We start from the raw sequence: 24,593 nt of genomic DNA on the forward strand, positions 1-24,593 counted from the left end.
CCGGCCCCGGGCGCCCCGACCATGGTGTGACCGGGCGGCCACGGCCCGGCCGCTCAGCCCTTGGCGGACCTCGCCGAGCCCCACAGTGCGCCCTGGTTGACCCGGCCAGGATGCAGTTCCAACATGCCGCGGTAGAGGTCGAGAGTGGTCTTGGTGTGCCCTGCGACCGCCTCGAAGTCGTGGATGTAGCGCCGGGTTTCGGCGATTGCCTTCGGGTCGTCAGGACGGTCGGGGTTCTTGTGCCCCGCGACCACCGCTTCTGGCTCCAGCGCGGCGATGGTGTCGAGGGCATCCAGCCAGGCTCGGCGGCCCTCGGCGGGCGATTCGGCGAGATAGAGGTGAACATCGTTGTAGACAGCATCTCCGGCCACGACCAGGCCGATCGACGGCACGTGCAGACAGGTGGTGTCATCGGTGTCCGTGTGCCCGAGTCCCACGACGACAAGGTCATGGCCCTCCAGCTCCAGCCGATCGCCGGCCAGCGGCTCCGCGGCCACGAGCCTGTCCGGGATCTGGCCCGGGAAGCGCTTGCCCCAGAACGAGGCCACGAACTCCGGTGCCATCTGCTTCTTCATCTGCTCCACCACCGCCGGCGTCGCCACCGCGCGCGCCCCCGGGAAGCGTTCAAGAAGGGTGCCCAGCCCGAACCAGTGGTCACCGTGCCCGTGGGTCACGAAGACCGTGGTGAGGTTCATGCCGCTCGCCGCGACCCAGTCGGCCAGCCGGTCGGCCTGCTCGGCGGTCATCAGCGCGTCGACCAGCACCGCATCGCGGTCGCCTGCGATCAGTGTGGCCGTGATGGGCGACCACATGCGCCGGGGGACGTCGGGCGGCAGGTCCGCGATCTCGGTGGGGATCGACGGCGCCACGTGGACACTCCAGCTCAGTTGCGCTCCGGGCATGATCGCTTCCTTGGGACTCAGAGGCAGCCACGAGAGAGCTGTAGCCGATCACCCATGTCGATACCTGTGAATGCTGCCTGGCCTGTCGTACTTCTCCAGCCGAAAGTAACTCGACTCAACGACAGAGTCAATACGAGTATGATTATGTCGTACGGTCGTCGTTGTGTAGGCATTCAATTCCGCTGCGCAAGCGGTTCGCCGCCGCAGGTAGGTGACCAGACGACCGCGCGGGCCGCACGTTGCCCCTCAGGGAGGAGCCATCATGACCGCATCAGCGCCCAGCTCTCTGGAGTACGAGACCTTCGTTTCGGACGGCACACCCAGGGCCGGCGAGGAACGCCTGCCCAACGGTGACCGGCTCGTTTCCTCACCGCTGACCTCGACGCTGATCTTCGGGGAAGAGGACGCCGTCCTGGTCGATCCGCCTTTCACCCGAGAACAGACCGAACAGGTCGGTGACTGGGTCGAGCGGTCCGGCAGGCGCCTGACCCACATCTACTCCACCCACGGGCACGGCGATCACTGGTTCGGCACCGCGGAACTCGTGAAGCGATTCCACGACGTCACCGTCTACGCGACCCGCGGCACCATCGAGGTCATGCACCAGCAGGCCACCGACGGGCGCGAACAAATGTGGGACAAGCGCTTCCCCGGCCTGATCCCCGACAGCCCGGTTCTTGCCCAGCCCGTTCCCGCCGACGGCTTCCAGCTGGAGCGCAACCTCGTCCAGGCCGTCGAGGTCGGGCACACGGACACCGACGAGACGTCCGTCCTGCACGTACCGTCCATCGGCCTCGTAGTGGCCGGCGACGTCGCCTACAACGGGGTGCACCAGTACATCCTCGAAGGCGGCAATGGCGGCCTCCAGAAATGGCTTACGGCCATCGATCGCGTCGCCGCGCTCGACCCGCGCACGGTTGTGGCCGGCCACAAGAACAAAGACCTACCGGATGATCCCGCCATTCTCGACCGAACCCGGCAGTACCTGCTGGACGCCATCCGGCTACTCGACGAAAACCCGACTGCCCGCGAGTTCTTCGACCGGATGACAGGGCTCTACCCGGATCTGCTCAACCCGGGTCCGGTGTGGTACGGAGCGGTCGGACTACTGGGAAAGTGACCGGAAGTTGGCCGAGGGTTGGTGCAAGCCGCGTTGGCGGTCGGTGCGGAGCGAGGCTTCCCTCCGCTGGCGGTGGCCGTTGTCGACGTTGCCTGAGGGTTGATCGTCCTGCGGCGAGACGATGGCGGTATGCCTATGACCAGCCGAATTGCTGTGGCCAAGGCGCGCACTGCGCTCATTGCACTGAAGCCCTCCGGCCGGATCGACCTACCCGGAGGGATCGTCGACAGCATCCAGCAACCGTTCCGCAGCGTTTGGCTGGCGTCAGTTGGCGACTTCTCAACCCAACGTGAGCCAGCGGATGCCCAGGCGGCTGACGTCCGATGCCTCCTCCCTGGTGATCGGCTCGCGCCCCGTCGCCTTGCGCAGAAAGCGAAGCTGACTCCACCCCAGCTTCTCCAGTGCCGCTGCCCCGTCCGGTCCGAGCAGAAGTCCCTGCACCAAATCTGCGGCCTCGGAAGTCAGCCACGGCTCGCGCCCCAGGGCGTCGGCCAGGTCCAGGCCGTGCACGGCGACCTCAACCACGCGTGTCAGCAGGAACTCCGACAGGAGCATCGGATCGCCGTGCCGGGTGCGAACCACACGCCCTCCGGGCTCGGCCCGGCACAGTCGGTCCGCCTCTTGCCAAGTGGCGTTGAAGTCGTCGGCACGTGCGGCACCGCCGAGCTGTTCGGCCGCATGGTCTTGGGCCAGAGCGATTCGAGCCGCGTTGGTGCCCGGAGCGAAACGGGCGTCGGGCCGGTAGTACTCCACTGCCGAGACCTCGGCACGGATCGGCGCCGGCGCGGCCAGCATGCCCGGCAGCCAGGCAATCACCACGCGGACATGAGCCAGCAAGTCGCTCACGTCCCACGGTGCACACCGCGTCGGCAGACGCCACTCGGCCGCCGAAACCCAGGTCATCTCCTGCGCGAGCCGCCCCGCCTCAAGCCGAAACGCTTCAACTACCCGCCCCTGATCCATGCCGATCAAGCTACCCAACCAGAACTGGCACGGCAGTAGACCTCAAACGCGCTCCGTGTCCTCGGTACGGTCGAGCACGGTCGCATACAGCTGACCCCTGAGCTCCTGCTCGATTTCTCCGCCGTACTCGGCGTGGGCTCCGGCGACTTGGCGGCCGTGACGGGGATCGAGCCTCCCGGCGCGTCACCCGGACCGGCCACCGCTGGTGTGGCCGAGCTCATCTGGGACGTGCGACGTCTCACCGCGAGTCAGCTTCAACAGGTCAGCGACCTCGCGGAATCCATGCGGAAGTAACTGGGGGGCGGACGATGTCCCGGGCCCTGATCACGCGGGGACACAGGACGACGGTCCACCTTTCCCGTCGACGCCCACCACCAGGATCCTCGTCGGCCAACACCTCTTCGGGCGTCGCCGCAGCGGGCGCGGGCGCGCTCCGCCAGAGGCAACCGCGGTACAGCTATGTTCTGGCATTCTCCCGGCGCAGTGATGAGGTGACGTAATGTCCGACTTGCGTGACATAGTCAAAAGGCATACGCTTATTTCAAACGGGAGCTCGAGGTGCAGCGCCCCCTCTCCCCGGCGCCACTCATGAGTCGCTCTCCCGGCAGTGGTCGTACGGCGTGCAGCGCTGTTCCCATGCCGCGTTCCCACCGATGGAGGTCTGACGATGATCATTGACGCTGCAGAACTCGACGCCGCCCACGCGTACAAACTGCTGATCGGAAGCATCATTCCGCGCGCCGTGGCCTGGGTCAGCACGGTGTCGACCGAGGGCGTGGCCAATCTCGCGCCCATCTCCTTCTTCACCGCCGTCGGCAGGAAGCCGCCCATGGTCTCGATCACCCTGCAGCCGCAGGCGGACGGCGTCACTCTGAAGGACACCTTCATCAACATCCGTGATACCGGCGAGTTCGTCACCAACCTGGTGACGCTGCCGCAGGCGGACGCCATGCACGGTTCGGCCTACGGGTTCGAGCCGGACGTTGACGAGTTCGAGGCGCTCGGCCTGGGCAAGGAGCCGTCCGAGGTCGTGCGCGCACCCCGGGTCAAGGACGCGCCGATCTCCTTCGAGTGCGTCGTCGACCGGATCATCCCCGTCGGGGACGACATGGTCGACCACGTGGTGTGGGGCCGGGTGGTGCGCTTCCACGTCCGGGACGACCTCTACCTGGAGCGGGGCCGGATCGACACCGCCGCCCTCCCGGCCGTGGGACGGCTGGCCGCCGAGTACACGCTGGTCGAGAACGTCTTCACCACCCCCCTGGACAAGGAACTGCTCGAAGCCCGGCACGACCAGCGGATGCAGCGTCTGGACGGACGGCCCGCCGACTGGTCCCCGATCAACACCAAGGAATGGTCCGCCTCGGGCGAGGTCAGGGTCGCCCCCGGAAAGTGAGCGCGGCGATGAGGACAGAGCGGGTCGGAACGAGTGATGTGCGGTTCCGGCGGCAGGGCGAGGGCAACCTCGCTGTGGTGTTCGTCCACGGCTTCCTGGACGACCAGTACGTCTGGGACGGCCTGATCGGCGAACTCACCACCCCTGGCATCGAGTGCGTCACCCTGGACCTGGCCGGGAGCGGGGACCGCACGCAGGCGAGTGGGCCGTTCACGTACGACCGGTTCGCCGACGAGGTGGGCGCCGTGGCCGACGCCCTCGGCAAGCCCTTCGTGATCGTCGGGCAGAGTCTGGGATCGGCGGTGGCCGAGTTGGTGGCCGCACAGCGCCCCGACCGAGCTCTCGGTCTGGTCCTGGTCACCCCGGTCCCGCTGGGCGGCACCCGGCACCCCGACGAGGAGATGGACACCTTCCATTCCTTGGGCGGCGACGGCGACGCGCAGCGCGCGGTCAGGACACAGCTGTCGGCCGCGCTGGCGGAGGCGGACCTCGACCGGCTGGTGGTGAGCGGCACGCGGATGCGTCCCGAGACCGTGCGGGAGGCCGCCGACTGCTGGAACAACGGGCACCCGGCGGGCGAGCAGCCCAGCCGGTACACCGGGCCCGTGCTCATCGTGCGCGGCGAGGACGACGGATTCGTCACCGACGAGTCGGTCGCGCAGGGGGTCGCGCCGCGGTTCGCCGCGCCCGAGACGGTGGCGGTCGGCCAGGCCGGGCACTGGGCCCACCTGGAGCAGCCGACCCGCGTCGCGGGCCACCTCGATCGCTTCCTGGCCCGCACGCTGCCCGCCGTGCAGGTGTCGGCCTGGACCAACGCCTTCGAGGAGAAGTCGGCCAACGCGTTCAGTGACGCTTTCGCCGCCGACGTGACGCTGGAGGCGAGCGCCCTCACCCGCACGGTCGAGGGCCGCGACCAGGTCAAGAACGTGATGGCAGCGGCGAGCACGATCTACGAATCGCTCGTCTTCACCCAGGCGACCGTCAGCGGGGACCGCTCCTACCTGGAGTGGCGGGCCACCGCGTTCGGCGGCACGCAGATCGACGGCGTGACGATCCTGACGAAGAACGCGGACGGGCAGATCGTCCGGGCCGCCATCCACCACCGGCCGCTCGGCGTCGTCCACCGGTTCTCCGCCGAACTGGGCCGCAGGCTGCACGGCGTGCTCGACGCCGAGTACTTCCACCGGGGCTGAGCCCCCGTCCCGTCATTTTCCGTCATTCCGGCCAGAGCCCGGCCCTGGTCGCACCGAGGAGGTTGTTCCATGGTCCAGCGCGAGGATGTCGCATTCGGCGCCGACGGCGGAGTCACGCTGCGCGGCTGGCTCTTCCTGCCGGACGGTCCCGGCCCCCACCCGGCGATCACCATGGCCCACGGCTACGCGGGGGTCAGGGACCATGGCCTGGAGCCCTTCGCGCGGGCCTTCGCCGAGGCGGGCTTCGCCGTCCTGCTGCACGACCACCGCAACTTCGGCGCCAGCGACGGCCTTCCCCGGCAGGACATCGACCCTTGGCGGCAGATCGCCGACTGGCGCCGCGCCATCTCCTACCTGGAGAGCCGGCCCGAGGTCGACGCCGACCGGATCGGCCTGTGGGGCACGAGCTATGCCGGCGGCCACGCGATCGTGCTGGGCGCCACCGACCGCCGGCTGCGCGCCGTGGTCTCCCAGGTGCCGACCATCAGCGGTTTCGAGCAGGGGCGGCGCCGCATCGCGCCGGAAGCGGTCATGAAGCTGGAAGCGGCCTTCGACGAGGACGAGCGCGCCCAGGCCCGCGGCGAGGCCCCCCGCACCCAGGCCGTCGTCGGCGACGACCCGGCCGTGCCCGCCTCCTACCGCACGCAGGAAGCCATCGACTTCTACCTCCAGCCCGTACCGGAGGGCGTCTGGAGCAACGAGGTCACGGTCCGCTCCAACCGGCTGGCCCGCATGTACGAGCCCGGGACCTGGGTCACTCGGGTCTCCCCCACGCCGCTGCTCATGGTGGTCGCCGCGAACGACACCGTGACCCTCACCGACACGGGGCTCGCCGCCTTCGAGCAGGCCCTGGAGCCCAAGCGGCTGCAGATGATCCCCGGCGGCCACTTCGACCCGTACACCACCGAGTTCGACCAGGCGAGCACCGGCGCCCTCGACTGGTTCCGCCGGCACCTCTCCTGACGAGCGCCCCGACAGAGTGCAAGGACGAACCATGCCCCATCTGACCTACTCCATCGACGATGGCCTCGCCACGCTGGTCCTGACCAACCCGCCGCAGAATCGCATCGACCCGCGGATGGCCGCCGACCTCGCCGAGGCGCTGGAGGCGATCGGCCACAGCGACGCCCGGGCGGTACTGGTGCGCGCCGAGGGCCCGGACTTCAGCTTCGGCGGCGACATCGTCGACTGGCCGGATGCGGACGTACGTGAACTGCGGACCCTCTTCGAGCGCTACATGCAGGTCTTCAACCAGCTCGAGCGGCTCCCGCTGCCGGTGGTCGCCGCCGTCCACGGGCTGTGTTTCGGCGGCGGTCTGGAACTCGCGCTCCGCGCCGACGTGATCTTCGCCGGCGAGACGGCCCGCTTCGGCCACCCCGAACAGACCCTCGGCATCGTCACCCTGCTCGGCGGGATCTACCGGGTCGCCGAACGTGCGGGCCGGGCACGCGCCGCGGAATGGGCGCTCACCTCCGAGCAGGTGCCCGCCAGGGTCATGGCCGACGCCGGTGTCGTCAACCGGGTCGTCGCCGACGACAGCCTGCTGGCCGAAGCGACCGCCTTCGCTCGCAAGGCAGCCAAGGGACCCACCCGCGCCCACGCCGCACACAAGGCCCTGCTGCGCGCCTGGGCCGTCGGCGGCGTCTCCGCCGCGGACGAGGCGATGTTCGACATCGCCATGCCTCTTTTCGAAACCGACGACGTCAACAAGGGCCTCGCCTCAGCCGTCAAGGCCTTCAAGGCAAAGCAGCCCCGGCCCGCCGTCGACTTCCAGGGCCGCTGACCGGCTCCGGGCCCACCTTCACCACCGCACGGCACCAGCCCGGGGGGAACGGACCTCCACCGCAGCCGTCGCGTTCGCCCGCCCAGGGCAGGCAGACGCGACGCGCACGAAGGAGCCGCAGTCATGAACGCAGAAGGCGCCACGTCAGGCGAGCACCGCGAAGCCGTCGGCCGGGACACCAAGCCGGTCTTCGCGCTGCACCGCCGCGGCAAGACGGCGATCACATCGACCGTGCCACTACGCGCACATCGACCGTGCCACTGCGCGACAGCGACGACCTGTCCCTCGCCTACACCCCCGGCGCCATCGATCCACCACCAGTCATGGAGAAACCCGGAGTGCATCCCCAGCCTCGCCCCCCGCATCACAGGCGCCGCCATCCCATCCGTATCTGGCTGCAGCCGTTCCTGATCGGCCTGGTCATCGTCTCGGCGTTCGTCAGCTGCTATGTCGGACTCATGCGCGACCCCCAGCCCCACCGGATCCCCGTCGCGGTCACGGGATCACAGCTGGCGAACAAGGTCCAGCAGGCCTTGGGCGACTCGATCGACGTCCGGCGCGCCGACTCCACCACCGAGGCACGCGACGCGCTGCGCCACCGGGACATCGTGGCCGTGCTCGGCACCGGCCCTCACGGCAAAGACCTCAAACTCGACGTCGCGAGCGCGAACGGCCTGTCCACGACCACCGCCGTCACCAAACTGGTCACCGCCTACGCACACGGCGCCGACCAGCACCTCAGCGTCTCCGACATCGTGCCGCTCGACCGGTACGACGCCCGCGGCCTGGCCGGGTTCTACGTCTCCTTCGGGGTGACCCTCTCCGGCTTCGCCCTCGCCCAGAACGTCGTGGGACTCAGCGGCATGCTCCACCTGCGACACCGCTTCACCCTCATGGCCGTGTTCGCCGCGGCGTCGGGCCTTGTCGCGGCCGCCATCGCCGGCCCCATCCTCAACGCCGTCCCCGCACCGTATCTCCCCCTCGCCTTCGTCCTGGCCCTGCTGGCCGCCGCCGCGGCCTTCACCACGAAGATGCTGGCCACCTACGTCGGCCCCCTCGGTATCCCCCTCGCCACCCTGCTGCTGCTGACCGTCGGCAACTCCACCAGCGGCGCGACCGTCGGTGCCGACCTGATGCCCAGCGGAGCCCGGACCGTGTCGGCACTGCTGCCCCCCGGCGCCGCCGTCCGCGCCATAGCCGACCTCAGCTACTTCCAGAGCTCCCACGTCCTCGCCCCGCTGGCGACACTCATCCTGTGGGCCGCGGGTTCCGCAGTCCTGCTGGCCTTCCGCACCACCGAACAACGCCCGGCAGCCCCCACACCACACCGGGCCACAACCGACGACACACCCATAGCCCACTGGGCCGACACCGACGAAAGACACTCCGCACCAGGCAACGGCACCACACGGCACCCGGCGTTCACCTCGAGCAAGCTCGGCGGCTGACTGCCGCTCACGCTCCGCCCGCGATAGTCCGTAGCGTGTGAATATAACCCCGCCCACCGACACTTCGGCCCAATCGGTAACAAATGGGAGGATTCCACATGAGAATCGCGATTCTGGACGACTATCAAGGCGTTGCGCTGGGTCTGGCCGACTGGGATTCGCTCCACGCCGAGGTGCATGTCTTCGCTGAAGCCTTCGAAAACGAGGAGGCGGTTGTGACGGCGCTCGCCGAGTACGAGGTAGTGGTGGCCATGCGAGAGCGGACCCCTTTCCCGCCCTCAACCCTCAAAAGATTGCCCCGTCTGAAGTTGCTCGTCACCACCGGTCCGGTCAACGCGGCAATCGATCTGGATGCCGCACACCGTTTGGGTATCACCGTGTGCGGTACGGGGTATTTCTCGTACCCGACGGTTGAACTCACCTGGGGGCTCATCCTTTCCGCAGCACGCTTGATCCCACAACAGGTGGACTCCGTTCGCCGAGGCGGATGGCAGGAGGGGCTGGGGATGAGCCTCAGGGGTGCCACTCTGGGAGTTCTGGGCCTCGGGCGACTGGGGACTGCGGTAGCGGAGATTGGGCGCGCTTTCGGCATGGAGACCATCGCCTGGAGCAAGAACCTGACACCCGCGGACGCGCAGGCGAAAGGAACGACATACGTTTCGCGAGACGAATTGTTCACGCGCTCCGATGTATTGAGTATTCACGTAGTACTCAGTGAGCGCACTCGCGGCCTCGTCGGTGAGCGTGAACTGGGCCTCATGAAGTCGACGGCGATTTTGGTGAACACCTCGCGCGGGCCTGTGGTGGACGAGGCGGCGCTGCTCAGGGCGTTGGTCGAGAAGGGGATCGGTTCAGCGGCGCTGGATGTCTTCGATCGCGAGCCCCTGCCGGCCGATCACCCTCTGCGTTCACTGAGCAATGCTGTGGTGACACCTCACATCGGCTACGTAAGTCGGGATCTGTACGAGGTCTTCTATCGGGACGCGGTCGAGGACATCGCCGCATGGAATGCCGGGACGCCTGTTCGCATGCTGTCTTGACGGTCCGCCGCAACGTGCTCCCGGAAAGCACAGTCCGATGCGCACCACCCGTCATCATGACGTCGTCGTCCTCACCGCCACCGCGGTGCTCCGCCACAGGTGGCTCGGCCCCCGCGCACTGCTCGCCTGGCCAACCCAGTTACTCGTGGTCACCAACCGCGCCGGAACTACGCGGCCCACATGATGCGGTGCCGTTTCTGATGCGAAACCCTGGGTTGAGTCCCCGGTTGCTCGTCAGCCGGCGAGCGGCGGCGGTGTTCGGGCTGTGTTGGTCGCGCGGCTGTCTCCTTGGAAGGGGCGCTACTGGCTTGCAGAGTTCAGAGACCAGCCGCAGACCGCCTCTTCACCTATGGGCTGGATGTTCCAGATACGGGGCCCGCGGTTCTGTCGGCACGGCGGCAACCTACGAAAGCGAGGTGTCCGGCCATGGAGGTCAAAGGATCGGTCGCGCTGGTGACCGGCGCGAACAGGGGTATCGGACTGGCGTTCACCCGCGCTCTGCTCGCCCGGGGCGCAGCCAAGGTGTATGCGGGCGTCCGCGACCCCGAGAGCGTCCGGGAGCCGGGGGTCGAGACGCTCCGTCTCGATGTCACCGACGAGGACCAGATCGCGGCTGCGGCGGTGGCGGCGTCCGACGCGACCATCGTGATCAACAACGCGGGCATCCAGGCCGGCCCAAGCCTGTTGGAGGGATCTCTGGAGGGCGCGCGACGCGAGCTGGAGGTGAACTACCTGGGCACCTGGGCGGTCTCGCGAGCCTTCGCTCCGGTGCTCGCGGCGGGCGGCGGCGGAGCTCTGGTGAACATGCTGTCGGTGGCGTCGTGGCGGGTGAGCAAGCGGTGGCCCAGTTATGCGGCGTCGAAGGCTGCTGAGTGGTCGGTGACCAATGCGTTGCGCGTTGGTCTGCGACCGCAGGGGACCCTGGTCGTCGGGGTGCATGTGGGCTTCGTGGACACCGACGCCACCGTGGGTCTCGACGTGCCCAAAGTGCCGGCTGCGGAGGTGGCGGCGCAGACCATGGACGCGATCAGCCGCGACGTGCCCGAGGTACTGGTCGATGAGGTCTCCCGCCAGGTGCGCGCGGCGTTGTCCGGCCCTGTGGAACTCCTGGATCCGGCGCCGTGAACGGCGACGGCGGGATGACCCAAGGCCATCCGACACCAAGGGAGAGGTGGAATGGACACTGACTTCGATGTCCTCGTCCTCGGTGCGGGCCCCGGCGGATATGTGGCTGCCATCCGCTCCGCGCAGCTGGGGCTTCGTACGGCTGTCGTGGAGGGCCGTTTCTGGGGCGGGGTGTGCCTCAACATCGGCTGCATTCCGGCCAAGGCGCTGCTGCGCAACGCCGAGGTCGCACAATTGATCCTGCACGACGCGGAGAAGTTCGGCGTAAAGATCAGCGGGGACGTGAGCCTGGACTACCACAGCGCCTACGAGCGGAGCCGGACGGTGGCCGACGGCCGCGCGAAGGGCGTCGGCTATCTCATGCGCAAGAACAGGATCGCCCAGTTCGAGGGCCGAGGCACCTTCATCGATCCGCACACGATGCAAGTGCGCCTGCGCGACGGCGAGGCGACGCTCTCCTTCCGCTCTTGCATCATCGCCACCGGCGCGACCGTGAAGCTGCTGCCCGGCACGACATTGGGCAAGCGTGTCGTGACGTTCGAAGAGCAGATCCTCTCCGACAGCCTTCCGTCGAGCCTGATCATCGCCGGGGCAGGCGCCATCGGCGTCGAGTTCGCCTATCTGTTGCGGTCCTACGGTGTCGAGGTGACGCTGGTCGAGTTCCTCGGCCGGATCGCACCGCTGGAGGACGAGGAGGTGTCGGCTGAGCTCACCAAGCGGTTCAAGCGACAGGGAATCCGCGTCATGACCTCCGCCCGCGTCGAGTCCATCGAAGAGGCCGCGGACAGTGTCCGTACAGTGGTCCGGCAGGGCGACGAACCACAGGTCCTGGAGGCCGAGAGGGTCCTGCAAGCCACGGGTTTCCAGCCGCGTACGGCCGGCTACGGGTTGGCCTCCGCGGGCGTACGGCTGACCGACCGCGGTGCGATCGACGTGGACGGCCATTGCCGCACCAGCCAGCCGCACATCTACGCCATCGGCGATGTCACCGCGAAGTTGATGCTGGCCCACGCCGCCGAGGCGATGGGTGTCATCGCCGCAGAGAGCATCGCCGGTGTGGAGACGATGGAGCTCGACTACCGGATGGTTCCCCGCGCGACCTTCTGTCAGCCCCAGATCGCCAGCTTCGGCTGGACGGAGAGCGAGGCCCGCGCCGAGGGATTCGACGTCCGGGTGGCGAAGTTCCCGTTCACGGCCAACGCCAAGGCACACGGGTTCGGCGACACGGTCGGTTTCGTGAAACTGGTGAGTGACGCGCGCTACGGCGAACTGCTCGGCGCCCATCTGATCGGCCCGGATGTGACCGAACTGCTCCCGGAACTGACCCTCGCTCAGAAATGGGACCTCACGGTGACCGAGCTCATCAGGAACGTCCACGCACATCCGACTCTGAGCGAGGCGGTCCAGGACGCCCTCCATGGCCTCGCCGGCCACATGATCAACCTTTGAACCTACGGTACTTGCCTGCCCGCCGGGCAAGGATGACGACGACCCTGGTGTCGCCTTCCTGTGCCGACTACTGAAGGTGTCCCGCTCCTCTTCTTTTCCACGCCAGACTCGCCTCGGTGAAGACCCGAGCTGCCTGGTGGGCTCGTCGGCGAGGACTTCGGTCCGGCCGTCGGCAATCGCTTGTATACCGCTGACCAGACGGCCGGCCGGCTGTACCGCCGCCGACTGTCGGCGCTTCGCCACGCGGTCAGCCCGGCGAGCAGTGAATGGCGATCCTCACCCGTTACCCCGGACGCCTTCGCATTCGCCTTCACCGACGACGTCGCACTCACGCTGTTGGCCACCGACAGCGCCTTCGTGGGGTCGAAGGCAGTACAGGTGGCTGTGAGCGTCGTGGACGGCGGCGCGCCCGGCTTCCAGAGCGGTTTCGAGGAGGTCGCCCTGGCGGGCCAGACGGCCGACCGGCGGTGTGCCCGGGGCTGGGCGGATCGAGACGATCGTCGGGTGGTGGGCCAGGGAGGCGTCGTCTTCGGCCAGACGCGCCTCGCGGTCGAGGAACACCCTGCGCAAGGCCGCAGATTCACGGCGCAGCAAAGTCTTGGCGATGACCGGGGCGGAGCGCGAGGGGCGCGCCGTGTCGATCGCACGCCGGGATCGCAGCACCATGACATGGGTCGCGCCCTGGGCCAGCGCGGTTCGGTAGGGCACGGATTCGGAGACGCCCGCGTCGTAGAACCGGCGCCCGCCCAGCATCACGGGGTCGCCCGCCAGGAGCGGCAGGGCAGCGCTGGCCCGCAGCGCCAGGCGCAACTCCGCGGCGTCGCCGATGAAGGGCCGCAGGTCGGTGGACTCCCCGGTGGCGGCGTCGGTGGCCAGCGGGTGGTACTCGATATCGCTGGCCAGGATCGAGGCGAAGTCCATCGGCGCGAAGTCCTGGTCGCCGTAGCGGTAGAGCACCTCGTAGAAGGCGTACAGGTCTACGAGCGGCCGCCCGCGCAGCGGGTTCGAGTGCCGGATCGCCGTTCTGGCGTAGCGGGGATGCGCCCAGAAGCGCAGCGACTGCGGGCTGCTGCTCAGCAGCCACGCTCCGGACGCGGCGCCGGCGGAGGCGCCGTAGACGGCGTCGAAGCCGTTGGTCAGGCCGAGTTCGTGCAGCGCCATGGCCATCCCACCGGCGATGATGCCGCGCATCCCGCCGCCCTCGATGGCCAGTGCGACGCGGTGCCCGTCGGCGCGTGCGCCGGGCCGGCTGTCGGCCTGTGCGCGCTCGGTGAGCACGCGCCAGACCGGGTGCGGCCCCTCGGGCTCTGTCTCCGCAGCAGGTGTGGCGGTCGTCATCGTGGTCACGGCTCCAGGGGACTGCTCGGGGCGGGATCTGCGTACAGGGTCGGGGACGCCGCGGCGTGGGCGCCGCCCCGGTGTTGCTCGGCTGCTACTGGCCGGTCTTGCGGGCGATGGCGGCCATGGCCGAGTGCCACAGTATGCGGCGGTTCTCCCAGCCGGGGTAGAGATCGACCATCCGAGCGACGATCCCGGCGGTGGTGGTTTCCTCGGCGAACGCCTTGGGGTGGTTGCGGAGTTCACGGCTTGCGTCCTTCTCCGCAGTGGTTTTCAAGGCCGACTCGGGCTCTGAATGATCAGTGCGCAAGCTGCGGGTAGAGCGCGCCGAGGTCGCCGGACAAGCCGGCCTTGACCTGGCGGGTCACCTCGTCGGCCAGCACCTCATAAGCGTCGGTTTCGACGCCGTTCAGGGCCAGCGCGGCGACGCCTGCGGGGGAAGACTTGGGGGCGTCGATGTGGGCGGCCAGGTCGGTGTCGACGTAGCCGACGTGCAGTCCGGTGACGTTGATGCCGCGGGGCTTGAGGTCCAGGCGCAGGGAGTTGGTCTGGGACCAGAACGCGGCCTTGGACGCGCTGTAGGAGCCGCCGAGGGCGATCCAGGACACGACCGAGTGCACATTGAGCAGGTGGCCGCCGCCGTTGGCCTCGATGATCGGGACAAAGGCCCTGGTGGTGAGCAGCGGTCCGTAGAAGTTGGTCTCGAACTCGCGGCGCACGTCCTCGATCGGCGACGTCAGGTAGGAGGCGGCGACGGCCGCGCCCGCGTTGTTGATCAGGATCGTGACGTCCGGCGCGGCCGCCGCGGCGGCGGCCACCGAGGCCGGGTCGGTGACCTCGAGGGCCAGCGCGACGGCGTCGGGGTGGGTGACGGTCCTCGGGTCGCGGGCGGTGGCGTACACCTTCTTGGCGCCCCGTGTGTACAGGTCTTCGACCAGTGCCTTGCCGATGCCCCTGCTACCCCCGGTGACCAGGACGGTCGAGCCTGCGATTGCGGTCATACGCCTTCTCCTCACACGATGGAAACCGATCGGTTTCAGGTCACCGTAAACTGATCGGTTTCCACAGGCAAGTCGACGACGCTCCCTGGCCGGCATGAACGTGATTTCCCCCGCCGCGAGCCTGGAACGCGCGGCGCTGACCTACTGGGAGGCTCGGATCCCGCGCGAGGACGACCGCCCGCCGCGCGCCCCGCATCCTGCGCATCTCCGAGCAGAAGGTGGACCACCTGGACCTAGGTTCAGCAAGGCGCGCGCCGGGAGCCCGTCAGGGCATGAAGGGCGCGACGCTGGGTGTGAACAGGGCCCTCGATCACCTTCCACTCACTGTCACGCCATTTCACCCGTCTGCCGGACGGGTGGCACGGAAAGGAAATCCCTGATGACCGCATTCAAGCCCATGCCCGACTTCGCCCTCGGTCCGGACATCCCGGAGTCCGGGTTCGTCGTGACCGATCTGGGCGGCGGCGCCTACGGCGTCACCCAGGGCATGGTCAACACGATGTTCCTGGAGACCAAGAAAGGGGTCGTCCTGGTGGACGCTCCTCCGGCCCTGGGGGGCGACAATCTGCTGGCGGCGATCGAGTCGGTCACCCCGAAGCCGCTCACGCACCTGATCTACAGCCATTCGCACGCCGACCACATCGGTGCGGCTCACCAGCTCGACCGGGACGGTCTGCAGATCATCGGCCACGAGCTGACCGGCCGGTTCATCGAGGAGGCGCACGACGACCGACGTCCGCTGCCGAACGTGACCTTCAGCGGTCCGCACAAGGCGTTGGACATCGACGGGACCCGGTTCACCCTGGACTACACGGGCGACTGGCACCAGGCGGGCAACCTGTTCATCCACGTCCCGGAACTGAGGGCCATGGCGGCGATCGACAGCTTCTCCGTCAAGAACCCGCCGTTCTTCCGCCTCGTCTTCTCCGCCCACGTGCCCGCGTACTTCGAGGCCATGGATCAGCTGCTGGAGTACGACTTCGACACCATCGTGAGCGGTCACATGTCCCTGTTCGGCACGCCCGAGGACGTGGCGACGAACCGTGACTACATCAACGACCTGCGGAAGTCCGCGGCCGAGGCGCTGCAGACGGTCGACCTGAAGGAGGCCGCGGCCGCCCTCAAGGTGCCGGCGAACAACAAGCAGGCCGAACTGAAGGTCTGGATGGACGCGGTCGTCGCCCGCGCGGCCGAGCTGATGCCGAACTATGACAAGCGCCTGGGAGGGACCGACATCTTCCTCGCCGACAACCTCAACGCCGTCGCATGGAGCCTCTTCCTCGACTAGGACGACGTCCTGTGCAGTGAGGGGACGTGGCGCCTGTAGGGGCACAGGACCGCGGCAGGCCTGAGGCCGAGCCCGCCGGCCGGTGGGACGAGCGCCATACACAGCCCAACGTGCGGTCACCACATACAACATCGTCTGACAGGCCATCTCGTCAGGACGGTTCGCCCCGGTCCGGGGCACGAGAAGGAGGGAACGCCACATGAGGCAATCGACGAGGGTGGACTTGTTGGCTCAGGGCATCGATCTGGCCCTTGACGTGGTCAGCGGTGTGTCGGTGGACCAGTACCGGGATCCGACCCCGTGTTCGGAATTCACGGTGAGAGACCTTGTGAATCACATCGCCATGATGCTCTTGATGACGAGGGACGCGGGCACCCGGGCGGCACCGGATCCCAGCCTGCTGACTGCCGACCCGATGCCGTTTCTCGCCGGAAGACCGGAGTCCGACTGGGCTGGGCTCATGACTGAAAAGGCGGATCCGGCAGTGCGTGCCTGGTCAGCGCCGGCGGCGTGGGCAGGAGAGGCGAGCGTCGGCGGCCCGCCCATGGCCGCCACCGCGCTCGGTGAGATCCTCATCGCCGAATTCGCCATCCATGCCTGGGACATGGCAGTAGCCACCGGGCAGTCCATCAACATCCCCGCGTCCTTGGCCGGCGCCGCGTTCGACACCTACGCACGTGAGGCACCCCGCATGCGCGGCCTGGGCCTTCTCGCCGACGAGGTGCCGCAAGAGACCCACGCGCCCCCTTTCGACCGCGCGCTGGGCCTGACCGGCAGGGACCCCCGATGGACCCGACCCACGCGATAGTTCTGCGACTGCCTCCGGTGTGCCGAGCAGGACTGATCTCCGGTGGTGTGGGGAGTGCCGTGCATCAGGTGTGATTCACGCAGGACTCACACCTAAGAGTCACACCTGATGTCTGCCCAACGAGCCGCTGGAGGAACTGGCCGCGCTCGACGCGCGGCATCACACGCCGGCCGGCACATGGCCCCGCCGCGGCATCGAGTATGTCCCGCGAGAGGGTGGCGTCGTCCCTGGCTCGGGTCGAAAGGACGGCGCCGCCGAGCGTGGACAGCTCAGGGAGCGCGGCGCCCCTCGTTCAGGGACTCGTCGGGCTGCTGAGAACCTTCGACGAGGGCGCGCAGGCCAGCGGTGAAGGCAGTGCGTACGGAGCGGCCGGGCCCGGCCGTCTGTGGCCACGGCCTGCTCGCCGAACACCGGCCAGATCCGCCGGTCGTTGATCCGGCTGCTTTCTGCCGGGACGTCACCAACGGCATGCGGATCACCCTCGAAGACATCTTCGGTCCGGTCCTTGCCGTCATCCCCTACGAGGACGACGAGGAGGCGATCATCGTCGCCAATGATTCCCGCCTACGGACTCGCGGCAACCGGGGCGGGGATCTCCTCGAGCCGCAGGACCTCGGGGCCACCGGTCTCATGAAGAACGGACGGCGCGGCTCATGACGCGACGTTCCGGTGCGCCGTGCCGTGCCCGGAAGGGGAGGATGGCTCTGCGCCTGTCGGGGTGCTCCAGCTGGCGAGCAGCCGGAGCGTCTCCGCGGAGGCGGAGCCGCGTTCGGCGGTGTAGAGGCAGATGGTCTGGTCGGGATCGGCGGGAAGGGCCAGCGTTTCGTAGGAAAGCGTGAGTTCGCCGACCACGGGGTGACGGAGGCGCTGGGTGCCGTGGGCACACTGGTCCACGCGGTGGCTTGCCCACCAGGTGTGGAACTGGGGCACCTTGATGGACAGTTCCCCGACCAGCTCGTTCAGCTGGGGGTCGTCGTGGTGGCGGCCGGCCGCCAGGCGCAGGCTGGCGACGAACGTCTCGGCGACTTTGTCCCAGTCCCTGTACAGATCGCGGGCGGCGGGGTGGAGCAGGACGAAGCGGGCGAGGTTGCGCTCGCGGTACGGCAGCGTGTCGAAGTCGGTGATCAGCGCGTGGGCGAGGTGGTTGCCCGCCAGGACGTCGCTGCGGTGGTTGATGACGAGGGCCGGTGAGACGTCGTCCAGAACATCCAGCATGCGATGGATCGCCGGCCGCACCCGGGGCACGCGGGCCGGACGGTGCCGGCCCGGACCGGGTGTCTTGGGCCGGGCGAGCTCGAAGAGGTAACCGCGTTCGAGGTCGTCCAGGCGCAGGGCGCCGGCCACAGCCTCCAGCACGGCCTCCGAGACGTGGGGGTGCCGGCCCTGTTCGAGGCGGGCGTAGTAGTCCGTACTCACATGAAGGGCGCGACGCTGGACGGGAACCGGGATGGCAGCGCCGCCTCACCAGCGACGTGCGGCTGGAAGCGGAGCCCTCACCTGCGTGCAGTGACCGTAGGGAGCGAGCGGAAGCCACCTGGTTCGTCCTTCGACCACTTACGGAACAGCTGGACCATGTCGTTCGTCATCTACGTCCTCGGGCTGGGCATCTTCGCTCAGGGCACCTCTCAGCTCTTGCTCTCCGGGGCGCTGCGCTCCGTCGCCCACGATCTCGACGTCCCCCTCTCCTCCGCCGGACTGCTGGTGTCCGACTTCGCCATCGGCATGTTCACCGGAGCACCCCTGCTGGGCCTGGCCACCCTGACGATGCCGCGCCGCTCTGATCGGCTTCCAGCTCGTCTTCAACGCCGCCCATGTCGCCGCCGCGCTCCTCCCGAACTTCGAGTTCCCGCTGTCTTGGACCGCGTGCCGTTGCGGAAGCCGGCCGCGCGCGCTTCAACGGGGGTCAGACCTCCGCACGAGGTGGCTCCGCCCTCGGGATCAGCGCCACGGCGGATCGCGCCGCCTGTTCGAGCGTCGTGGCGTCGACATCCGCCTTGGCGATGGAATCGATGCCCCTGATGACGCTCAGCAGCAGATACCCCAGAGCCGAGGAGTCGACATGGTCGGCCACTTCCCCGGCGTCCTGGGCGTCGCGGATCGCGCCCGCGAGGACGCCGGCGAGATCGTCGAACGCGCGGCGGGCCGTCTGCGCCACCTCCTCGTCCTCACCGGCACGGTCCACGGTGACCTTGGTGAGGAAGCATCCACGGTGGGGCGACTCGCCGGCGAAGGCGCTGGCGAGAGAGACGAGGTAGTGCTCGAGTCGCGCCATCGGTGAGGGAAGCACCGCTTTCGGGCCACCCTGCAACTGCTCGCGGGCCTGGGCGACGAGGTCCCGGCAGTAGTCGGAGAAGACACGCACGTACAGGTCGTGCTTGTTGCCGAACGCCTTGTAGATGCTGCCCTTGCCCAGCCCGGTTGCTTCCATGAGGTCATAGGTGGACGTGCCGGCAAATCCAGTCGTCCAGAACTGGTCGCGTACGACATTCAGTACAACGGCCTCGTCGAAGCCTCGTCTTCTTCCCATGCCGCCAGGCTAGCCGTTGTGGTCCACCTGGACCACAACGGCTGACCACCCCGCTCACGAGGCACGGAATACCTCTCGACCCGAACCGGCCCTATCAGGGCCCCCATCACCACCTCCTCAAGGCCCCCAACACCACCTCCATGAACTTCACCGGATATCTGGACTCAATTTTTTACTTGAACACCAATAGAGGCTTGGTCTACTTTAGAAACCACCCCACTTCGTTCGACTTACCAAGGAGTCCCAGATGTCACAGGTTGTCGCCCCCCAGCCGCGCGTAGTTGTCGCCTTCCACTCCGGATACGGACACACCGCCGTCCTCGCCGAGGCCGTCCAGCGCGGTGCCGAGAAGGCCGGCGCACACGTGACGTTCGTCGCGGTGGACGCCATCACCGACGAGCAGTGGCACGAGCTGGACAGGGCTGACGCAGTGATCTTCGGGGCGCCGACCTACATGGGCGGCGCATCCGCGGGCTTCCACGCGTTCGCCGAGGCCAGTAGCGGCAGGTACCTCAACGGCACCTGGGCCGACAAGATCGCCGCCGGCTTCACCAACTCCGCCTCCAAGAGCGGGGACAAGCTCAACACCCTGAACTTCCTGGCCGCCTTCGCCGCCCAGCACCACATGATCTGGGTGGGCCTGGGGCTGGCCCCGGGCTGGAACGCCCTCCAGGCCAGCGAGAACGACCTCAACCGGCTCGGCTTCTGGGTCGGTGCGGGCGCCCAGACCCCTCAGGACGGTGGCATCGAGACGGTGCACGAAGCCGACATCGCCACCGCCGAACACCTCGGCGCGCGGGTCACCGGACAGGCCGCAGCCCTCACCGCCGGCCGGGCCGCCCTGGCCGAAGTCACGGTCTGACCCGCCCGAAGTCACGGTCTGGCCCATCCCGGTATTCCAATTCCCGGCACTCCAGGGGCCTTCTGGCGAAAGGCCCTTCCCTTACCAGGACCGCGAGGATCCTCACGGTCCGTGCCATGAAGAACAACTAGGAGCACGACCAATGCCTCTGCACGGTGAGTACGAGCCGAGCGCCACCTCGTGGGTGCGCGACCAGGTCGCGCAGTACGAGGCCACCGACGGCGCGGAAGGCGGGACCTTCCTGGACCTGCCGGTCATCATCCTGACCACCAAGGGGGTGAAGTCCGGAAAGATCCGCAAGATGCCCCTGATGCGGGTCGAGCACAACGGCTCCTACGCGGTGGCCGCCTCCAACGGAGGCGCCGACACACACCCTTCCTGGTACCGGAACGTCGTCGCCCATCCCCTTGTCGAGGTACGGGACCGAGCGGTCAAGCAGGACATGATCGCCCGCGAGCTCCACGGCGAGGAGAAGGCCGCATGGTGGAAGCGCGCGGACGCCGCCTACCCACCCTTCGTCGAGTACCGGGCCGGAACCGACCGCGACATCCCACTCTTCGTCCTCGAACCGGTTGCCGACGAACACTGACCGGCTCTCACCCGGGTGGGGCCTACCGAACGGCACCAGCCTCGCCGACACCGCGCAGGCACTGAACGCCCAGCGTGCCGCGACGACTCTCCGGCACGCGGGACCATCGGACGCGGGACGGTCGCGCAGACCGGTCCCGGCCACTCACCGCCGGAGTCGGCTCACGCCCCCTGGTCGGAGGCGTGGCGCTGGTCGTAGGCGACGCGGGCCTCATGCACGCGCGCGGCCCGCTTCTCGGTCCAGGAACACAGGGCCCGGGTCTCCTCGGCGATCTCACCGCCGAGGTCCGTCAGCCCGTACAGCACCAAAGGCGGCAAGACCTCGGGGTCGACGCTGCGCAGGACCAGGCCGTCACGTTCCAGCGTCCGCAGGGTCTGCGACAGCATCTTCCGGCTGATCCCACCCAGAGACCGCTGCAGCTCCGAGTACCGCTGGGCACCACGCTCGCGCAGGCTCGCCAGCATGAGCAGGGCCCACTTGTCGGCCAGGTCCACAAAGACATCACGACTGGGACAGGCCGCATCGAGGATGTCCATCGGTCGATCCGAGTCGATGGTCACTGACCGCTCCCGCTCTACCATGTCCGCATTCTATACCAGGAAACCAAGGCTCCCCATAGACTCCTTTGGAGTCAAGGTCTCCAGCGAGCTCTTGCCGGGTGGGGGCCTTCTCGGCCAGTTTGAGCCGTGCGGCGGCCACCCGGAATCTTCTACATCCCACCCATTCGGATAGGTTTGTCTATAACCTTCCTTGCCGGATTACAGGTGGGAGACGATGTCAGGCAAGAGCAGGTGCACCCAGCAGCCGCAGGCGGCGGAAGGCGCCTCCTCCGGCGCCCCGGCGCAGGCTCTTCACTCCCCCTTGCCGCCCGCACACAGTGCGGATTTGAACGCTTACGACACGCTAAGGCTCGGACTGAACCGCGCGGTGGCAGTGGCTCAGGCCATGGGCGGCATGGTGCACCTCGGGCCCCTGAGGAGCAGCGGCCTGTACCTGGCGGTGGAGACCAACGTCGACGGGCCGGGATCGCAACGCTGGGAAGAGATCGACCGCCGCTCGCCGGAGGCTCCCGCATACGCGGTGCGCATCAACGCCCCGGCATGGACGGCGCCGACGAGCCCCGAATCGGCCGCGTGCCTGCCTGGCGTGCCGTCAGGAGCCGGGCTGCTCTCGGTTCCGGTACCGGCCTCGGACGAACCCCTCGGCGTACTGTCCGTCTTCACCCGTACGCCGGAGGCGCCGGCTCTGCACCTGCAACTGACGTCCGTGGCAAGCTGGATCGCAGATTGCCTGCGTGAGAGTCCGGGACCTCCTCGACCTGAGGGTGCGGAACGCCCGGCCGACTACGACACCACGGAACTCCCCGTCGGATTCTGGGGCTGGGATTTCGGTACCGGCAAGGTGATCTGGGACGATGCCGCGCTCGGCATCCTGGGGATCGACGCGAAGGGGTTCGACGGGCAGATCCGCACCTGGCGGCGCCTGGTCCACCCGCAGGATCTCCCGCAGATGCTGGCGCGAGCCGACGAGGCCATCCGCGCGCACACGCCTTACCAGGCGGAATTTCGGATCCGCCAGCCGGATACCGGCATGCGCCTGGTGGAGGTCCGGGGCCAGGCATCGAGTGCCGACGACGGCTCCCGCCCGCGTCTGGCCGGGATCGTGCGTGACATCACCACGGGCCATCTGGCCAAGGAACCGGCGGAGCAAGCCCCGTCGCCTGATCGCAGCGGATTGCTGGCCGTCGACCGCTCCTGGCGGATCATCTTCGCCGATCCGGAGGCCGAGCGCCTGTTTGCCCCGTCAGGGCGGTTCCTCGGGCAGGTGCTGTGGGAGGCGGTTCCGGCGCTGTGCTCGCCCGGCATGGAGGAAGCAGGCAGGCAAGCCGAGGGCGGACCGACCGAGCTGGACGTACGCACGTACACCGGTCGACGGTTGCATGTGCGACTGGCCCCGCTGCCGGACGGCCTGACCCTGTGCATCACCGACATCAGCAGCACCCGGCACCCGCAAGCCGACGAGGCCTCCGACGAGGGCGCTGCCGTCGAACGCACCGCGCGCATCGTGGAGCTGACCCGAGCCCTTGCCGGTGCGGTCACCGGACATGACGTGGCCGATGTGATGACCACCCACATGGTTCCCCTGTTCGGCGCCAAAGACGTCAGCGTCTGGACTCACGAAAACGGCCGAGCGTTCCTGATGGGCAGTGCCGGCCCCAAGGAGAGCCTCCGCCGCTTCGAAGGCGCCCGCATCGCAGAGCTTCCGACGTCCAGCCAAGCCTTCATCGAGGGCACCTTGGACTTCATCTCCTCCGCGGAGGAGTTCATCGGCCGCTTCCCAGCGCTTGCCGACCTGCCCGCCGCGAGCGGGGCCCAGGCATGGGCGATCCTGCCGCTGATCGCCTCCGGGCGCACCGTGGGCGCTTCCTGTCTCATCTACGAGCATCCGCACGTCTTCAGCCACGAGGAACGCACCCTGTTCACCGCCATGAGTGGCATGGTCGCCCAGGCCTTGGAGCGCGCCCGGTTGTACGACGCCGAGCACCGCCGTGCCCAGGAACTCCAGCGCGGCTTGCTCCCGCGGCGCCTGCCGGCACTGACCGCTGTGACCGCCTGCGCCCGTTACCAGCCCGCCGGTGACGGCACGTGTGCCGGCGGCGACTGGTATGACGTCATCCCGCTGTCGGCCGAGCAGGTTGCTCTCGTCATTGGAGACGTCATGGGGCACGGCGTGTCCGAGGCCGTCACCATGGGCCGACTGCGCACCGCGGGCCGTACGCTCGCCGATCTCGAGCAGCCTCTGGACGAGCTCTTCTTCCACCTCAACGAAATCGTCAGCGGCCTCGGGGACGGCTTTTACGCCACCTGCCTCTGCATCGTCTACGACCCGGTCAGCCGCATGTGCCAGGCCATCACCGCCGGCCATCCTCCGCCCGTCATCCTCCGCCCCGACGGAACCAGCTACTTCCCGGACCTGCCCGTCAATCCCCCGCTCGGCGCCGCCACCCCGCCCTTCGACACAGCCGAGTTCAGCCTGCCCGACGGCGCGATCCTCGCGCTCTACACCGATGGCCTCGTCGAATCCGGCGGACTGGACATCGCCGAAGGCATGGGCCGCCTCGCCTGCCACCTTCGCCCCGCCCACGTTCAGGCGACAGAGACCCTCGACGACCTGTGCGACCGCCTGATCACCACTCTGCTGCCCGACCAGCGCAGCCGCGATGACAGCGCACTGCTCGTGGCGCGCACCCAGGCACTGGCTCCGGAGAACATCTCCTGCTTGCAGCTGCAAGACGACCCCACAGCCGCCGGGCAGGCCCGCGCGCATGTCCGAGCCCAGCTCGCCGCCTGGAACCTGGATGAGCTGATCATGACTACCGAACTCGTCGCCAGCGAGCTTGTCGGCAATGTCGTCCGCCATGCAAGAGGACCGATCACCCTGCGGCTGCTGCGCGGCCGAACGCTCGTCTGCGAAGTCGCAGACGCCAGCCCCGCGATGCCCAGAATCCGTCGAGCGGCTGACACCGACGAGAACGGCCGCGGGCTCCAGCTGATCTCCGCTGTGACCAGCCGGTGGGGCGCCCGCTACTCGGGGTCCGGCAAGTGCATCTGGACCGAGCAGCCCCTGTCCGCCGACCCGCTCGGTGAGCGAATCTCGTACGAGTCCGTGTGAGGCGGGCTCCCGATCCCGATGCGGGACGTCGCCGCGCCGCCTGCCTGCCACCGGACGAGCCGCCCCCAGCAACCTGCGCGCTTGCCGGG

General features: G+C 68.3%; 23 protein-coding genes. 15 read left to right on the plus strand and 8 right to left on the minus strand.

The genetic code is table 11. From position 1 onward, the window contains the following. Nucleotides 1-53 precede the first annotated feature (53 nt). Nucleotides 54-902, minus strand: a complete 849-nt coding sequence (locus FNV62_RS02835) for an MBL fold metallo-hydrolase (protein WP_225900112.1) — start codon at nt 900-902, stop codon at nt 54-56. Between the two features lie 262 nt (nt 903-1,164). On the opposite strand from FNV62_RS02835, the gene FNV62_RS02840 reads away from it, so the two are divergent. Next, entirely contained in the window at nt 1,165-2,022 is an 858-nt protein-coding gene (locus tag FNV62_RS02840; RefSeq protein WP_144314597.1) for an MBL fold metallo-hydrolase, read from the plus strand. 279 nt (nt 2,023-2,301) lie between these two features. Here the strand turns inward: FNV62_RS02840 and FNV62_RS02845 are convergent, their stop codons facing one another. Beyond that, nucleotides 2,302-2,985: a maleylpyruvate isomerase N-terminal domain-containing protein gene (locus FNV62_RS02845; RefSeq protein ID WP_144314598.1), complete on the minus strand. Its 684-nt coding sequence runs from the start codon at nt 2,983-2,985 to the stop codon at nt 2,302-2,304. A gap of 667 nt (nt 2,986-3,652) precedes the next feature. Here FNV62_RS02845 and FNV62_RS02850 point away from each other — a divergent pair. From FNV62_RS02850 to lpdA, 8 genes are all read left to right on the plus strand, one after another. Continuing rightward, nucleotides 3,653-4,381, plus strand: coding sequence for a flavin reductase family protein (locus FNV62_RS02850; RefSeq protein WP_097282335.1), 729 nt, complete (start codon nt 3,653-3,655; stop codon nt 4,379-4,381). A gap of 8 nt (nt 4,382-4,389) precedes the next feature. Then, nucleotides 4,390-5,574: an alpha/beta fold hydrolase gene (locus FNV62_RS02855; protein WP_164657597.1), complete on the plus strand. Its 1,185-nt coding sequence runs from the start codon at nt 4,390-4,392 to the stop codon at nt 5,572-5,574. A 69-nt stretch (nt 5,575-5,643) separates the two neighbouring features. Continuing rightward, nucleotides 5,644-6,537, plus strand: a complete 894-nt coding sequence (locus tag FNV62_RS02860) for an alpha/beta hydrolase (protein ID WP_143599789.1) — start codon at nt 5,644-5,646, stop codon at nt 6,535-6,537. A gap of 31 nt (nt 6,538-6,568) precedes the next feature. Beyond that, a complete protein-coding gene (locus FNV62_RS02865; protein WP_143599790.1) occupies nt 6,569-7,357 on the plus strand; it encodes an enoyl-CoA hydratase/isomerase family protein in 789 nt (262 codons plus the stop codon). Nucleotides 7,358-7,611: 254 nt separating this feature from the next. Next, nucleotides 7,612-8,805 carry a hypothetical protein gene (locus FNV62_RS02870; protein ID WP_143606727.1) on the plus strand — a complete coding sequence of 398 codons (1,194 nt, stop codon included), beginning with the start codon at nt 7,612-7,614 and terminating at the stop codon, nt 8,803-8,805. A gap of 98 nt (nt 8,806-8,903) precedes the next feature. Continuing rightward, nucleotides 8,904-9,845: a D-2-hydroxyacid dehydrogenase family protein gene (locus tag FNV62_RS02875; RefSeq protein WP_097282340.1), complete on the plus strand. Its 942-nt coding sequence runs from the start codon at nt 8,904-8,906 to the stop codon at nt 9,843-9,845. A 426-nt stretch (nt 9,846-10,271) separates the two neighbouring features. Further along, nucleotides 10,272-10,970 carry an SDR family oxidoreductase gene (locus FNV62_RS02880; RefSeq protein WP_144314600.1) on the plus strand — a complete coding sequence of 233 codons (699 nt, stop codon included), beginning with the start codon at nt 10,272-10,274 and terminating at the stop codon, nt 10,968-10,970. Between the two features lie 51 nt (nt 10,971-11,021). Next, nucleotides 11,022-12,419: a dihydrolipoyl dehydrogenase gene (gene lpdA / locus FNV62_RS02885; RefSeq protein ID WP_143606728.1), complete on the plus strand. Its 1,398-nt coding sequence runs from the start codon at nt 11,022-11,024 to the stop codon at nt 12,417-12,419. 276 nt (nt 12,420-12,695) lie between these two features. Here the strand turns inward: lpdA and FNV62_RS02890 are convergent, their stop codons facing one another. The 3 genes from FNV62_RS02890 to FNV62_RS02900 form a co-directional block, all read right to left on the minus strand. Beyond that, a complete protein-coding gene (locus tag FNV62_RS02890; protein WP_144316397.1) occupies nt 12,696-13,757 on the minus strand; it encodes a patatin-like phospholipase family protein in 1,062 nt (353 codons plus the stop codon). 94 nt (nt 13,758-13,851) lie between these two features. Then, the gene (locus FNV62_RS02895) at nt 13,852-14,034 is read right to left on the minus strand and encodes a hypothetical protein (RefSeq protein ID WP_097282343.1); all 183 of its coding nucleotides are present in this window, start codon (nt 14,032-14,034) and stop codon (nt 13,852-13,854) included. 22 nt (nt 14,035-14,056) lie between these two features. After that, nucleotides 14,057-14,758 (minus strand): SDR family oxidoreductase, encoded by a 702-nt coding sequence (locus tag FNV62_RS02900; protein ID WP_054228540.1) that lies wholly within the window; start codon nt 14,756-14,758, stop codon nt 14,057-14,059. Nucleotides 14,759-15,137: 379 nt separating this feature from the next. Between FNV62_RS02900 and FNV62_RS02905 the strand changes: the two genes are divergently transcribed. From FNV62_RS02905 to FNV62_RS57465, 3 genes are all read left to right on the plus strand, one after another. Beyond that, nucleotides 15,138-16,046, plus strand: coding sequence for an MBL fold metallo-hydrolase (locus FNV62_RS02905; RefSeq protein WP_144314601.1), 909 nt, complete (start codon nt 15,138-15,140; stop codon nt 16,044-16,046). Nucleotides 16,047-16,245: 199 nt separating this feature from the next. Then, complete coding sequence (locus FNV62_RS02910; RefSeq protein ID WP_144314602.1) at nt 16,246-16,854, plus strand: TIGR03086 family metal-binding protein; 609 nt, start codon at nt 16,246-16,248, stop codon at nt 16,852-16,854. 345 nt (nt 16,855-17,199) lie between these two features. Beyond that, nucleotides 17,200-17,511, plus strand: coding sequence for an aldehyde dehydrogenase family protein (locus FNV62_RS57465; RefSeq protein ID WP_318658452.1), 312 nt, complete (start codon nt 17,200-17,202; stop codon nt 17,509-17,511). Here FNV62_RS57465 and FNV62_RS02920 read toward each other — a convergent pair. Both FNV62_RS02920 and FNV62_RS02925 read right to left on the minus strand, forming a co-directional pair. Next, on the minus strand, nt 17,506-18,270 hold the full coding sequence (locus FNV62_RS02920; protein WP_225900113.1) for a helix-turn-helix transcriptional regulator: 765 nt from the start codon (nt 18,268-18,270) through the stop codon (nt 17,506-17,508). The two genes, FNV62_RS57465 and FNV62_RS02920, sit on opposite strands and share 6 nt — an antisense overlap. 487 nt (nt 18,271-18,757) lie before the next feature. After that, the gene (locus tag FNV62_RS02925; RefSeq protein WP_143606739.1) at nt 18,758-19,381 is read right to left on the minus strand and encodes a TetR/AcrR family transcriptional regulator; all 624 of its coding nucleotides are present in this window, start codon (nt 19,379-19,381) and stop codon (nt 18,758-18,760) included. A 247-nt stretch (nt 19,382-19,628) separates the two neighbouring features. Here FNV62_RS02925 and FNV62_RS02930 point away from each other — a divergent pair, with 247 nt between their 5' ends. Together FNV62_RS02930 and FNV62_RS02935 are read left to right on the plus strand one after the other, a co-directional pair. After that, complete coding sequence (locus FNV62_RS02930; protein WP_144314604.1) at nt 19,629-20,243, plus strand: flavodoxin family protein; 615 nt, start codon at nt 19,629-19,631, stop codon at nt 20,241-20,243. Nucleotides 20,244-20,385: 142 nt separating this feature from the next. Then, nucleotides 20,386-20,832, plus strand: a complete 447-nt coding sequence (locus FNV62_RS02935) for a nitroreductase family deazaflavin-dependent oxidoreductase (protein ID WP_144314605.1) — start codon at nt 20,386-20,388, stop codon at nt 20,830-20,832. A gap of 161 nt (nt 20,833-20,993) precedes the next feature. Here the strand turns inward: FNV62_RS02935 and FNV62_RS02940 are convergent, their stop codons facing one another. Continuing rightward, a complete protein-coding gene (locus FNV62_RS02940; protein ID WP_225900114.1) occupies nt 20,994-21,392 on the minus strand; it encodes a winged helix-turn-helix transcriptional regulator in 399 nt (132 codons plus the stop codon). A 325-nt stretch (nt 21,393-21,717) separates the two neighbouring features. Between FNV62_RS02940 and FNV62_RS02945 the strand changes: the two genes are divergently transcribed. Continuing rightward, complete coding sequence (locus tag FNV62_RS02945) at nt 21,718-24,504, plus strand: SpoIIE family protein phosphatase (protein ID WP_144314606.1); 2,787 nt, start codon at nt 21,718-21,720, stop codon at nt 24,502-24,504. Nucleotides 24,505-24,593: the final 89 nt, after the last annotated feature.

The sequence above is a fragment of the Streptomyces sp. RLB3-17 genome (assembly GCF_007113425.2).
GTDB classification, from domain to species: Bacteria; Actinomycetota; Actinomycetes; order Streptomycetales; family Streptomycetaceae; genus Streptomyces; species Streptomyces mirabilis_D.

What these genes read in the sequence shown, in the direction of transcription:
- FNV62_RS02905 (WP_144314601.1), top strand. Translation starts at nt 15,138, where the DNA reads ATGACCGCATTCAAGCCCATGCCCGACTTCGCCCTCGGTCCGGACATC.
- FNV62_RS02855 (WP_164657597.1), top strand. Translation starts at nt 4,390, where the DNA reads ATGAGGACAGAGCGGGTCGGAACGAGTGATGTGCGGTTCCGGCGGCAG.
- FNV62_RS02845 (WP_144314598.1), bottom strand. Translation starts at nt 2,985, where the DNA reads ATGGATCAGGGGCGGGTAGTTGAAGCGTTTCGGCTTGAGGCGGGGCGG.
- FNV62_RS02910 (WP_144314602.1), top strand. Translation starts at nt 16,246, where the DNA reads ATGAGGCAATCGACGAGGGTGGACTTGTTGGCTCAGGGCATCGATCTG.
- lpdA (WP_143606728.1), top strand. Translation starts at nt 11,022, where the DNA reads ATGGACACTGACTTCGATGTCCTCGTCCTCGGTGCGGGCCCCGGCGGA.
- FNV62_RS02850 (WP_097282335.1), top strand. Translation starts at nt 3,653, where the DNA reads ATGATCATTGACGCTGCAGAACTCGACGCCGCCCACGCGTACAAACTG.
- FNV62_RS02930 (WP_144314604.1), top strand. Translation starts at nt 19,629, where the DNA reads ATGTCACAGGTTGTCGCCCCCCAGCCGCGCGTAGTTGTCGCCTTCCAC.
- FNV62_RS02875 (WP_097282340.1), top strand. Translation starts at nt 8,904, where the DNA reads ATGAGAATCGCGATTCTGGACGACTATCAAGGCGTTGCGCTGGGTCTG.
- FNV62_RS02860 (WP_143599789.1), top strand. Translation starts at nt 5,644, where the DNA reads ATGGTCCAGCGCGAGGATGTCGCATTCGGCGCCGACGGCGGAGTCACG.
- FNV62_RS02890 (WP_144316397.1), bottom strand. Translation starts at nt 13,757, where the DNA reads ATGACGACCGCCACACCTGCTGCGGAGACAGAGCCCGAGGGGCCGCAC.
- FNV62_RS02835 (WP_225900112.1), bottom strand. Translation starts at nt 902, where the DNA reads ATGCCCGGAGCGCAACTGAGCTGGAGTGTCCACGTGGCGCCGTCGATC.
- FNV62_RS02865 (WP_143599790.1), top strand. Translation starts at nt 6,569, where the DNA reads ATGCCCCATCTGACCTACTCCATCGACGATGGCCTCGCCACGCTGGTC.
- FNV62_RS02925 (WP_143606739.1), bottom strand. Translation starts at nt 19,381, where the DNA reads ATGGGAAGAAGACGAGGCTTCGACGAGGCCGTTGTACTGAATGTCGTA.
- FNV62_RS02880 (WP_144314600.1), top strand. Translation starts at nt 10,272, where the DNA reads ATGGAGGTCAAAGGATCGGTCGCGCTGGTGACCGGCGCGAACAGGGGT.
- FNV62_RS02900 (WP_054228540.1), bottom strand. Translation starts at nt 14,758, where the DNA reads ATGACCGCAATCGCAGGCTCGACCGTCCTGGTCACCGGGGGTAGCAGG.
- FNV62_RS02935 (WP_144314605.1), top strand. Translation starts at nt 20,386, where the DNA reads ATGCCTCTGCACGGTGAGTACGAGCCGAGCGCCACCTCGTGGGTGCGC.
- FNV62_RS02840 (WP_144314597.1), top strand. Translation starts at nt 1,165, where the DNA reads ATGACCGCATCAGCGCCCAGCTCTCTGGAGTACGAGACCTTCGTTTCG.